General features: G+C 69.0%; 12 protein-coding genes. 6 read left to right on the top strand and 6 right to left on the bottom strand.

Annotated elements, in window-relative coordinates:
• The 4 genes from EB084_10185 to EB084_10200 form a co-directional block, all read right to left on the bottom strand.
• Positions 1–327: NAD-dependent epimerase/dehydratase family protein (locus EB084_10185; protein NDD28619.1), on the bottom strand; the 327-nt coding region annotated here is incomplete at its 3' end.
• The gene (locus tag EB084_10190; GenBank protein NDD28620.1) at positions 324–578 is read right to left on the bottom strand and encodes a hypothetical protein; all 255 of its coding nucleotides are present in this window, start codon (positions 576–578) and stop codon (positions 324–326) included. The genes EB084_10190 and EB084_10185, both read right to left, overlap by 4 nt.
• A complete protein-coding gene (locus EB084_10195; protein ID NDD28621.1) occupies positions 566–748 on the bottom strand; it encodes a hypothetical protein in 183 nt (60 codons plus the stop codon). The genes EB084_10190 and EB084_10195 overlap by 13 nt, the downstream gene beginning before the upstream one ends.
• Positions 749–760: 12 nt before the next feature.
• Entirely contained in the window at positions 761–2,218 is a 1,458-nt protein-coding gene (locus EB084_10200; protein ID NDD28622.1) for a hypothetical protein, read from the bottom strand.
• Between EB084_10200 and EB084_10205 the strand changes: the two genes are divergently transcribed.
• Positions 2,217–2,942: a hypothetical protein gene (locus EB084_10205; GenBank protein NDD28623.1), complete on the top strand. Its 726-nt coding sequence runs from the start codon at positions 2,217–2,219 to the stop codon at positions 2,940–2,942. The genes EB084_10200 and EB084_10205 overlap by 2 nt on opposite strands.
• A gap of 119 nt (positions 2,943–3,061) precedes the next feature.
• Here the strand turns inward: EB084_10205 and EB084_10210 are convergent, their stop codons facing one another.
• Positions 3,062–3,847, bottom strand: a complete 786-nt coding sequence (locus EB084_10210; protein ID NDD28624.1) for a hypothetical protein — start codon at positions 3,845–3,847, stop codon at positions 3,062–3,064.
• A 201-nt stretch (positions 3,848–4,048) separates the two neighbouring features.
• Here EB084_10210 and EB084_10215 point away from each other — a divergent pair, with 201 nt between their 5' ends.
• The 4 genes from EB084_10215 to EB084_10230 all read left to right on the top strand — a co-directional run bounded on the left by EB084_10215 (position 4,049) and on the right by EB084_10230 (position 8,613).
• Positions 4,049–5,158, top strand: a complete 1,110-nt coding sequence (locus EB084_10215; protein ID NDD28625.1) for a hypothetical protein — start codon at positions 4,049–4,051, stop codon at positions 5,156–5,158.
• Positions 5,159–5,819: 661 nt separating this feature from the next.
• Entirely contained in the window at positions 5,820–6,761 is a 942-nt protein-coding gene (locus tag EB084_10220) for a hypothetical protein (GenBank protein NDD28626.1), read from the top strand.
• Positions 6,758–7,270, top strand: a complete 513-nt coding sequence (locus EB084_10225; protein NDD28627.1) for a hypothetical protein — start codon at positions 6,758–6,760, stop codon at positions 7,268–7,270. The genes EB084_10220 and EB084_10225 overlap by 4 nt, the downstream gene beginning before the upstream one ends.
• Positions 7,271–7,458: 188 nt before the next feature.
• A complete protein-coding gene (locus EB084_10230) occupies positions 7,459–8,613 on the top strand; it encodes a hypothetical protein (protein ID NDD28628.1) in 1,155 nt (384 codons plus the stop codon).
• A gap of 25 nt (positions 8,614–8,638) precedes the next feature.
• Here the strand turns inward: EB084_10230 and EB084_10235 are convergent, their stop codons facing one another.
• On the bottom strand, positions 8,639–10,714 hold the full coding sequence (locus EB084_10235) for a hypothetical protein (GenBank protein NDD28629.1): 2,076 nt from the start codon (positions 10,712–10,714) through the stop codon (positions 8,639–8,641).
• Between EB084_10235 and EB084_10240 the strand changes: the two genes are divergently transcribed.
• Positions 10,704–11,700: carbohydrate-binding family V/XII (locus EB084_10240; protein NDD28630.1), on the top strand; the 997-nt coding region annotated here is incomplete at its 3' end. The genes EB084_10235 and EB084_10240 overlap by 11 nt on opposite strands.

Raw genomic sequence — 11,700 nt, forward strand, 5'->3', positions numbered from 1 at the left:
GCACACGAAGCGCCCCACGGCGTGACGTCGCGCGGCCTCGATGACCTGGATGCCCATCAGGGCGTTGTCGTGAAAGAAACGCCCCGGGCTCTTGCGATTCGCACCAATGCCGCCCACCACCGCGGCGAGATGGATCACGACGTCCGGCCGCGTCCGCGCGAAGAGACGTTCGACCGCGTCAGCGTCGCGCAGATCGTGCTGCGCGCTCCGAGGGGCCGTCACCTCGGCCCCTCCCTCGGCGGCCAGCGCCTCGCACACCCAGCGCCCGAGAAACCCTGAACCACCGGTCACCAGAACACGCCTGGCATTGAAGCCCACCCGCGTCAAGACTCCGCTCCTCCGTCACTGCCCTGTCTCATCGTGTCGCACGTTCGTCGATGCTCGTACAAGCCCTGCCAAGGCTCCCGCGCGGCGGCACACCCGTGCCGATCGGCGAGCGCACGGGCGCGATCGCCGTCGGTATCGACCACCGTGCGCAACACGAAGCGACCATCAGCCGCGACGTGCTCGGCGCGTCGCCGCCCCATGAGACCGCAACCGATGACGGCCACGTTGCGACGCCCGCTCACGCGCTCCAATCGCCTCCTCGATCCGCGGGCACGATGCGGCGCAGCGTGAAGAGATCGGTCCGGGCGATCTCGTCTGCGTGGGCCGGCCAGCTCGGCCAGTCATCCCACGCAGCCGCCAGGAGAGGGCCGGAGATGCCGGTCGCGGCGTCAGAGGCGAGAATGACCGCCGCCGCCGCCACGACGGGGAGAGGTCAGGCCACGAGTCGAGGGAACAGGTCGGTGAGAACGCGGGGCACCGAGATGCCGAACTCGCGCTCGAACAGCGCCGCAGCCTCCTGGTAGTGACGCATGGCCTCGGCTCGCCGCCCCTGGGCCAGCAGCGCCTCGATGAGCGCCACGTGAAGCGTCTCGCGCATCTCATCGCGCTGGAGCCCCCGGCGGGCCACCGTCTCGGCGACCTGGGCTTCTCCCGACGCCAGGGCGCACTGCGACAGCAGACCGGTTCCGCGCAGATAGAGATCCTCATAACGCGCCCGCGGCGCCTGCACCCACTCCTCGTCGACGCCATCCATGAACGGGCCGCGGTAGAGTGCGAGCGCCGACTCGAGGGCACGGCGGGCGCCGCAGACGTCTCCCTGGGCAAACGCCACGGCGGCGGCGTCGATGCCGCGCTCGAAGACCTCGGCGTCGACCTCGTAGGCGCCGCGCAGACCGACGTCTCGGGAGCGACGGCTGCGCCAGACCTCGAGCCCCGCGTCGAAGCCGCTCTCGGTGGCGGCGGCCTCGATGACCTGACGCACGTAGTACAGCGCGTTTCGCAGGCTGGCCCGCGCGCGCTCGTCGTCCGATTCAGGCCAGTAGGTTGACATCAGGACACCGTCATAGATGGTATCGCGCCGGCACGCGAGCTGGGCAAAGATGCGCAGGGCCTTCTGCACCGGCCAATCATCACGGGTGAGCGTGCGGGTGCCCACCACAACCTGACAGGGCCCGAGCGCGCAGAGGCGAACGCCGAGGCCGTCCTGCGCGGACGGCGCATATGCCTCGACCGCGACGACCGTCGGCAGGGGGGGCGACGGGGGGGCTGCCACGCCACCCATCGTCGCGGGCGCGAGCGAGACTGGAGCGACGCGGGGAGCGGAGGAAGCCACAGGCGCTGTGCCCGGTCGGAACACCCGCACGCCCCGTCGGCGGCGACGGGTGGCCCGCTCGATGGCCAGACGCGCAGCCAGACGATCGGCGTGCCGCGCGCCGAGACGATCGACAAGCCGGCGCATCGACGGCTTCGTCTCGAGCATCTTGATCAGCGCGGCGAGCATCCCGTCGTCGTCGCGCGACTCATCGTTGCGATTCGTACCTTTGTTCATCGTGTTCTCCCTGGACGACCGTGAGGCCGTTGCTGATGATGCGAGCATACCGCCGGCGCAACGGGCCTTCAACGAGATTCCGACGAGACGCCGGAAACGAGGGGTGAGGTGCGCGAGGAGGCGTGCCGCTGGCGCCATCACCGGACCATCGGCGCGGCCCATGGGCACGACGACGCGGGAGACGCAAAGAAGACGGTGATATTGACTCGCGTTACACGAAACTTTTAAGGGCCTTTCAGGCAGCGCGCATAGACTGCCGTTGCGCGCCCCCCCCAGAAGCGCGCCGCCATTCCCCCCTGAGGAGACAGCCATGCTGGCGCTCTCACCCGAAGACAACATCATGCTGATGACCGCGCTGCTCGAGGGAGCCGCCTCCCGCGCCGAACGAACGGATGCGGTTCGCGTTCAGGTCCGACGACTGCTCGAAGCCCGACAAGAGGCATTCTTCCGCACATTCACGGTACCGCGCCTGAGAGACCTTTCGCTTCAGGCCGCCTTCGCGCTGCGGGGCTATCTCGAGACCCTCGAGCGCGCATGCGTCGACCGCCGTCACATCGTCGAGCTCGGCCTCGCCTACCGCGAGGTGAGGAACGTGAACGCTCAGATCGACGAGGCGCGGGAAGCCCTTCTCGTGCTGCTGCCGATGCGCCCGTCGGCCCCCCTGGTCTCGGCGTACGTCCGGCGTGTCATGCTCGACTGGCTCGAGGGGCTCTGCGACGAGTCCGAAGCGCGGGAGCGCATCTCCTCCATCGCAGACCAGCTCACCTCGGCGCACCGCAGAAGTGCGGCCTTCCTCCAGCACCGCACCTCGCGCACGCGCCTCCCTGCTCCCTCCGAGTCCGGTGACCGTGGCATCACCACGGGCTACGAAGACGTCCTGATCGCGCTGAAAAACCTGTCCGACGCCACGACATGGTCAGATGCCGCCGCAGCCTGGCCCGCCGTGATGAACGGCGTCGACACCCTCCACGCCACGTGCGTGCACGTCGACCTGCTCGAGAACATCAATCGAGCCGTCGAACGCATGGCGCCGTCGATGCGTACCCGCGGGCGCTCCGCGGCGTAGCGCCGAGAAACGCCCGACCGCGGCCCCTCCGCGTGGAAGGTCCGCGGCCGTGCGATGCGCCAGGAGCGGCTCCGCGGGGGCGCGTCTCCCCGCGCGAAGCCGTCAGGGTCAGGTGCGCATCAGGTGCGCAGCGCGCCGATGCGGTCTCTGAGCAGCCGCGCGTCGGAGCGGAGCATGGCGGGTCCGAAGCCACGGCTGCGCAGGTAGGTGCCCCACTGCACGGTGGAGTGCGCCAGGAAGGCGACCTCCTGCAGCTGGGTCTCGCTCACGCCGCGTGCCTGGGCAAGGCACGTGTGCAGGTAGATGGAGTGCGGGCAGCGGATGGCCGCCGCGGCCCCCAGGCAGATGAGCGCGCGCGTCTGCGCGTCGACGTGGGTCTTCTGGAAGTAGTACAGGCGCGTGATCTTCCACAGCGCCTCGAGCGCGGTGGGAAGCTTTGACAGCTCCTGCATGAAGGCGGGCACGAAGCCGAACACGGCGCGGATCTGATCCTGGGTGTTCCCCTCGGGCGGAATGGCGGGGGCCTGCTGGCCCAGCTTCTTCACGGCCGCGGCGATCTTGTCAACGTCCTGCTTGAAGGTCTCGAACGACGGCACGCGCGCCGCGAGAAAGGTGGCCAGGCCGGCCGTGTGCGCGCCAAGGAACTCCGCCTCGTTGATCAGCGGCTCCTCGAGCTCGGGGTGGAAGCCGGCGTGAAACGAGACCATCTCCGGGTAGCCGCTGGCGGTGGCCGCCGCGATCCCCACGAGTGCGCGGGTCTTGGGCTCGATGCCGGTGGCGCCGAGCGAGAACCGGGTGACCAGGTCTACATTCGGTTCGACGGCGTCGGTGAGCGTCTCCATGGTCTGAGCGAACATCGGCACGAAGCCGAGCCGCTCCTGAATGGACTGCAGGTGCTTGGTCATTACGGGACCTTCCCTTCAGCCCCCCGGTCTCGTGACACGGGGGGGATGTATCCGCCGCAGCGCGTATGCACATCGGAAGATGTCACGCGAGCCGCTCGGATGCACTCATGGTGCCCGGGCCGCACGCCTTGAAAACCTGACCGACGCCTGACACGCGAGGCCAGGCGACACCCGCACGCACAATCCTGCGAGGAGACGCAAGTGAAGACGCACCGTGGCCATGTCAAGTTCATTGCACTGGCGCTGCTGGCCCTGAACGCAGCGCTGCTGCTCGTGACACGCGCGCGCGCGCCCCGCGGCCCCTCGCGGCCGGTCACGGGCGCGCGGGCGACGGCATCCCCCTCTGGGGACGTGCTGCCCCAGGGCTTCTCCTCGTCCTTCTCCTCGCCAGGGCGCATGGTCGTCGTGGAGACTCCGCCGGCGGTGGCGGCCAAGTCCATCCGTTTTGCGCGTTCGGCTGATCTGAAGCACTGGAACAAGCTCGACAACGTCGTGCCGAATGCGTCTACCCCCCAGCTCATCTGGCACGGTTCCCAGCTGCTCCTGCTGTACGCCGACGCCAACCACATCTTCTCGCGCAACGTGCAGCCCAGCGCTGACGGGGGGCTCGACCTCGATTCGAAGAAGCCCCTCGTGATCAAGGACGAGTACGCCGTCGTGCAGGTCGACCCGGACATGGTCGCGCTTCCCAACGGCGGATATCGTCTTTACTACACGTCCTTCCACGTCGGTGGACTCATCCTGGCCGAGGCGCAGACAGAGATCCACAGCGCCATCGAGCGCGATGGCCGCTGGGTGCGCGAAGAGGGCTACCGTGTTGCCGGGCTGGCCTTCGTCGATCCCGACATCGTTCGGCTGCCCGCCCCTTCCACGCCCTCACCGCATCCGTCCCGCGCGGAGCCCCCCGCCAAGGCCGGCTGGCGGCTCTTCTTCACGATGGCCAGTCTGGGCAAGGTGGGAAGCGCCGTATCGCAAGACGGGCTGAAGTTCGAGGTGGAGCCGGGAAGCCGCATGAACAGCCAGGTGACCCAGACCACCCAGCTCGACGACGGGACGTACCTGATGGCCTACCAGAAGTTCGGCGGGCAGTACATCCAGCATCTCATCGAGGTCGCCCGCTCGACCGACGGCCTGCACATGGAACCGCTGGGCGAGTTCCACTGGGAAGAGACCCCGGTGATGGTGGAATCTCCCACCATCGTCAAGCTGACCGACGGCACCTACCTGATGGCCTATGTCACCGTGAACATCCAGCCTGCCCGAGCGCTCCCCAGCAAGCGCGCAGACGATCGACCCCAGGGGCGCCCTTGACATCAACCCCAGAAACGTGATGTTCTGAGGAGAAGGATCTCTGATGGAACTCTCTCGACTCACGCTCCCCCTCTCTACCGGGATGACGGCACCGCATCTCTCGCCTGTCGGCATCGCCCCCGAGCGCGGCGGAGCGCTGGCCGCGCCGTCGATGCCGTGTGACAGCGCAGCCCTCACCCGCGCCGCACGTCCCCTCTCTGACGAGGTCTTCGGGGCGGGCAGAGCGGTCACCGTGATGCGCAGCAGCGGCCAGCGAGACAGCGCCTGGCATGTCGAGGGTGTACGTCCAGACGGTCAGGTCACCGTGCGACGCGACAACATGACGAAGGCCTACCCCGCCCTGCGCCTTCTGCAGGAGAACCCCTCCCTGCTGCCCGCAGGGCTGCAGCTGGCCGTTCGCCGCAGCAGCGGGCAGCGCGAGGAGGGCTGGGCCATCGAGGGCCTGAGAGACGACGGTCGATTCTTGATGCGCCGCGGAGATCTGGTGCGCCCCGCCTCGGTCGAAGACCTCGTGCGTGAGAACCCCACGCTGCTCCCCCAGGCGCCGGCCGTCTCGCAGACGCCCACCGCCCCTCCGTCGCCTCCCCTGGCCCGCCCTGCGATGGCCCCGCGGCAGGAAGCGCCTGTCGATGCGCCCGCAACCGTCCCTGGCGCAACCCCTGTGTCACATCGCGACGCGCTGAACATCTTGACCCGCGCCGTCTTCGAACCGAACCCGCTGGGCATCCGCCCGAAGCAGGCCGCCGATCTCAGCCCTGAGTTCCTCTCGACCCACGGGCTCGAACCGCGGCACACCCTTCAGATCGGCGACCGCACCGTGCACGTCTCGGCGCCCTGGTCCCACGGGGGGCAGCGCACCGCGTTCGTGGGCTACGTCGAAGAGCCCGACGGGCGCGTGCGCGTGCGCACCTTCTACCAGAGCAACTCGCAGGGCACCTGGCGCAGCGCTTCGCACTGCGGCGCGAGCGGCTGGATCGGCAAGGGATGGGGCGAGGAATCGACCAACCTCCCCATCAGCGCGCAGAAGCAGCTCGGCGCCCTGGTGGGGAGCACCACACCGACGCCGCTCGAGGGGAAGGACGCAGACACCGCGTTCTACGGCAACCTGCCCGTGGGAGGACACGCTCCGCCCCCTTCCTTCACCGATCAGGTGAACATGGCCACCTTCGGACGCTTCGACGAGACCATGCCGCCCAACGATCACGGGAAGCCCGAGACGTTCCACTACGACGCCCCGGGGAACGCCCCCGACTTCTCGCGCCGTGAAGACGCCTTCACGGCGCATCACCCCTCGCGCGGAAACCTGAGCGCGAGGGTGTTCCGATCGGCCGACGGCGAGTTCCGCTGGCTGTTCTATCAAGACGAGCGCGGCCGCGCCTGGGTGGGCGCGGTGGAGAAGGCCGACAGCAAAGTGAACACCTACGGAGTGAACACCGAGGCGCGCCACGTGGGCTCGCTGTCGGCGCCGGCCGTGGAGTATGGCCAGCAGATCCCCGCCGACTATGTGGGCGCGCACGAAGACGGCCCCTACTACGACGGCTCGGCCTACACCCATGCCATGCCGCCCGTGGCCGCCTTCCTGGCGCACCAGCGACGCGCATGACCCACGACGTCTCGCCCCTGGCGCATCTGGCCGACGAGGCATGGCAGCAGCTTGGCCCAGGCATCGACCTGTTCAACCTGACCCTGCTGGCCGACGTGCTCGCGCGCTCAACGGGGCGCGCAGAGGCGTTGGCGGCGCTGCGCGGCATCACGGTGCTGGGGCATCCGCAGCACCTCGAGGGGGCCGTGGCCGACGTAGATCGCCTGGCGACCTCGCTCGAGAGCCTGCTCGCGGAAGCCGAGGTCTCGACGCGACCCACCGGCTTTGCGCCCCCCGACGAGCACGCCTGGGCGACAGGCGACGCCGGCAGCCTCATGCTCTGGCTCGAAGGGCTGACGGAGATCTCCCAGGCGCTTCGTGATGGCGACGTGCGCGCCGACTCCCGCGATGGCCTGGCCCGCTGCTGGCGCCGCGCCACGGCAGCCCGCGAGCGCCTCGGTGAACCGGAGCGGCGCCGCGCGGCGCTCGAGGCCCTCGACGCCCAGATCGCGGCACTCCCCTGCGCCTGATCTGCGACGCGTGCGTGGCTGCACCTCACGCCCTTCCGCTCGCCGCGCAGCGATGATGGACGCCGGTTACACGGTCCTCTCTCCGCGCGTTCAGGGGTTTTCCAGCACGCGCGCATAGACTCCAGCATGCGGTCCCCCCCGGAGAGACAGTTGCTCCTGACCGCAACGCAGAGAAAGACACCCCCCAAATGAACGTGTTCTCCACGATGCCTCCCCCCGGGCGTCAGTTCCGCTTGTCTTCCGCACGCCCAGAAGCGCCCGCCAGGAAGGTGGGCGTGCTGCTCACCTCCCACGGCGACATCGACGATACCGACACCGAGCTTCGCGCCTACGTTCGCGAAGCCGTGATGCGCAACCGCGGCATCCCCCTGCCGGGCTGGACACGACCCGCCGTCGACGTCATCGGCTGGCCCCTCGAGAAGCAGAACCTCCTGGCCCAGTACGCGGCCATCGGCCCCACGCACTACCGCGAGAACTCAGAGAAGCAGGCCGATGCGGTGACCGAGGCGCTGCGCGCGCGCGGCATCGACGGCAAGGCCTACGTGGGCTACAACTTCGTTCACCCCAGCATCGACGAGGCCGTCGAGCGCATGCGACAAGACGGGATCACCGACATCGTGGTCTTCAACCAGGGCGCCCAGGACTCGGTGGCATCGATGGGCGAGTCGGTGGAAGAGACCGAGGCGGCGCTGCAGGCACGCGCGACGCCTTCTGCGCCTGGCGAGTCGGGCTGGCGCCCCCACGCCAGCGCGGTGCTGCGCTACAACGACGACCCTCGCTTCGAAGATCTGCTCACCGAGCGCCTGCTGCGCGACGCGCAGAAGGCGTTTCCGGGCGCGCCGCCGGGCGATGTGCTCATCTTGATGACCTCCCACGGTCTCCCGGAGCGGCTGATCAACATGGGAGATCACGCCGTCAAAGACATGCGCGAACTGTACGGTCGGGTGTCGAAGCGCCTCCAGGCCGAGGGCTATCAGACCGCGCACGGCTTCCTCAACGACGACTTCTTCCCGGGGGCGAAGTGGTCGGAGCCGGAGGCCCAGAGCGTGGCCCAGCAACTCGTCGACGACGTGCTCGCCAGACGGGCGGTGGCCCCGAAGCACGTGCTGCTCGACGGTCGCATGTCGTTCACCGTGCACCATCGCGCAACCATGTTCGATGCCAACGTCGAGGCGCGCAAGGTTCTCGAGACCCCCACCGGACCGCCGTGGGCCCGCTACCCCGGCGCCGAGGTGAAGCTGGCCCCGAACTTCGACGACGACCCAGGATTCGCCGGACTCATCGCCGACCTCACCGTGGAAGCGCTGAACGGACGCGCCGCCGACCTGCAGACGCTGCAATAGCCCGCCCGCAAGGGAGACCCGTGGATCATGACGGTGGACGCGCCCGCCAGGCGCGATTCTCCACCGCCGTGCGCAGCGCGTCGAGCCACGCCTCGACGCCAGGCAGCGGCTGCGGCTCGAAGGTGCGCTCGATGCGCACCATCTCGTGGGCGACCGTGGCCACGGGGGCTCCCCTCGCCCCTGCCACGGCCAGCACCGCCGCGCCGAAGCACGCGTCCGGGAAGCGCGCCCGATGCACCGGAACGCCCAGCACGTTGGCCCGCAGCTGGCAGAGCCCATCGTGGCGCGCCCCCCCGCCCGTGCTGAACACGGCCTGCGCGGGCGGCGCGCCCATCGACGCCGCCAGGGCATGGCACCAGCGCTCGATGAGCGCCAGGCCGAAGGCGGCTCCGCCATCGCCACAGGGCGTTCCGCACCAGAACGCCGTGGCTTCGTCAGACACGAACGGCATGCGCTCCCCCCGCCCGGCGAGGGGGTAGAACGCCCCCTGAGGCAAGGTGGTGGGGTCGAGATCCTCGAACCTGGCACCGGCGATGCCGAGGAAGCCAGCGTTGCTCGCGCCCGCAGCCACGAAACCGCCGTCCGGATGCCGGTGACGGTAGAGACGCCCCGTGGGGTCGTCGAAGCCCTCAGGCGTCTCGCCGCGTATGGCCAGGGTCGATCCGAGCGCGGTGGCCCACTGGCCGCATCGAACGGCCCCGCTGGCATAGAACGCGGCATTTGCGTCGGTGGCGCCCGCGAGCACCCGCGGATGCCCATCGAGCCCCCAGCGTCTGCACAGCGCTGGCCGCACCGCGCCGAGATCGGCGGAGGGCGACACCACCGCGGGGAAGTGCTCGCGAGGCAGCCCCAGCACGGTGAAGATGGGTTCCGGCCACCCCCCTTCGTATCCGCTCTTGAGCGCGCTGGTGAAGTCGGTGGCGCATGCGCGACCGAGCAGCCAGGCGTTGAGCACATCGACCGCGTGCACGAGCGGCCCTGCCCCCTGGTGGCGAGCCAGCCAGAGCTGCTTGGGAAGGCCGCACGAAGGGCCCAGCGGGCGCCCCAGGGCCTGGCTGCAGCGCGCGGCTTCGTCGCGGGCCCGTCCGTCGCTGTAGAGCAGCGCTGTGTCCCCGCACGCAACGGTGCCGGAGGTGCTGGCCACGGCAATGCCCATCACCCGACCCTGCACCTCGGCGAAGATCGCGTCGAGCACCGCCTCGAGGGCGGCCACCCAGTCGGCGACGCGCTGCTCGCGCCGATCGCCATCGACCTGCGTCTCGATGGGGCGTCCGGCCGAGGCGAGCACCTCTCCATGGGGCGTCACCGCCACGGCGCGGAGACCGCCGGTGCCGAGATCGACGCCCACCGCGAAGGTCTGCATGCAGCGGGGTACGACGACGGTGCGGGGGCGTCCTGGCGCCCGTCCCATGGCCCGATGCCCGAGACGACGCGCGGTGCCCGCCTTCACGGCGAGATGCGAGAAGGAACGGCACAGCGCCCGTGTAATTGAGAGCGCCCCCAGCCCTGATAATGAGGAGCATCTGATGACAGCCCGTCTACGTCTTCCCCTGGTCGCCCTGGCCCTGGCCCTGCTCTGCCTCGCGCAGGCATTCGCCCAGCAGAGCACGTCGAAGCCCGCCTGGCCGCGCACCATCGCCATGAGCGGTGCGACCGTGAGCGTATTCCAGCCGCAGCTGGAGACGTGGACCAACGGCACCCTCACGGCCCGTTCGGCCGTGCAGGTGCAGAAAGACGGCGCCAAGACGCCGCAGTACGGTGTCATCTGGTACAGCGCCAAGACCGACGTCAACAAGGACGCCCGCATCGTGAACCTCAGCGGCTTCCAGGTGACCCGCGCCGACTTCCCCGGCTCCCGTGAGAACGGGAAGAAGGTGGTGGCCGCCTTCACCGACCACGTCAAGGCGAAGACGATGCTGATCCCCCTCGACACCGTCCAGGCCGCGCTCGCGGCTGCTGGCTCCACCAGCAGCGCGCAGACGGTGAACGTGCGTAACGATGCGCCGCGCATCATCGTGAGCAGCAGCAGCGCCATGCTGGTCCGCGTCCACGGCGAGCCCTCGCTGAATCCCATCTCCGGCTCGACGCTGATGCGCATCATGAACACGCCCGCCCTTCTGTTGCAAGACCCGGCGAGCGACACCCTCTACCTCTACCTCTGCACCACCTGGGTGAAGTCGAACGGCTGGAACGGCCCGTGGACCCTTGTGGCCGCACCCGACCCGGGGCTTGCCACCGCGCTCGCGGCGTCGAAGCAGAAGAATGACGCCGACCTGTTCTCCGACGCGGGACAGGGCCTCTTGCAAGCGCTCAACTCGGGCAACCTGCCGAGCATCTACGTGGCCACCGCCCCCACCGAGCTCATCGTGACCGAGGGCGCGCCGGTACTCAAGGCTGTGCCGAACACCTCGCTGAAGTGGGTGTCGAACACCAAGAGCGACGTTCTCTTCCTGCCTGGGTCGAGCACGTGGTACGCGCTGGTCTCGGGGCGCTGGTTCTCGTCGCCCTCGCTCACCAACGGCCCCTGGACCTATGTCGCCGGCAGCGCGCTGCCCACAGAGTTCGCGAAGATCCCGTCTTCCTTCGAGCGAAGCGCTGTGCTGGTCTCGATCCCCGGAACAGCCGAGGCACGCGAGGCAGTCATCGCCAATGACATCGCCCAGACCGCAACGTTCAAGATCAAGGATCTCCACTTCTCGGCATCCTACGATCAAGATCGTCCGAACTTCCTGCCCATCGAAGGCACGAGCCTGAAGTACGCCGTCAACAGCCGCGATCCCATCATCGCCGTGGGCCCGACCACCTTCTACGCACTGAAGGACGGCGTGTGGTTCACCGCCATCTCGCCCAAGGGCCCGTGGACGGTGGCCACCTCGGTTCCGGACGCAATCTACACCATCCCGCCGAGCGCCGGGCTGTACTACGTCACGTACGTGCGCATCTACAAGGTGACCAGCGACAGCATCACCGTGGGGTATACCCCGGGCTACTACGGCAGTTTCATCGGCGGTGATGGCACCGTGGTCTACGGCACGGGCTACAGCTACCCGACCTACGTGGGCACCGACATTGTTGTATATCCGCCCT

Source organism: Pseudomonadota bacterium (assembly GCA_010028905.1).
GTDB lineage: Bacteria > Vulcanimicrobiota > Xenobia > RGZZ01 > RGZZ01 > RGZZ01.

Bases quoted from the DNA above. Each gene is read 5' to 3' on its own strand.
- EB084_10230 (NDD28628.1), top strand. From the start codon at position 7,459: ATGAACGTGTTCTCCACGATGCCTCCCCCCGGGCGTCAGTTCCGCTTG.
- EB084_10225 (NDD28627.1), top strand. From the start codon at position 6,758: ATGACCCACGACGTCTCGCCCCTGGCGCATCTGGCCGACGAGGCATGG.
- EB084_10210 (NDD28624.1), bottom strand. From the start codon at position 3,847: ATGACCAAGCACCTGCAGTCCATTCAGGAGCGGCTCGGCTTCGTGCCG.
- EB084_10200 (NDD28622.1), bottom strand. From the start codon at position 2,218: ATGATGTTGTCTTCGGGTGAGAGCGCCAGCATGGCTGTCTCCTCAGGG.
- EB084_10205 (NDD28623.1), top strand. From the start codon at position 2,217: ATGCTGATGACCGCGCTGCTCGAGGGAGCCGCCTCCCGCGCCGAACGA.
- EB084_10235 (NDD28629.1), bottom strand. From the start codon at position 10,714: ATGATGCGCATCAGCGTCGAGCCGGAGATGGGATTCAGCGAGGGCTCG.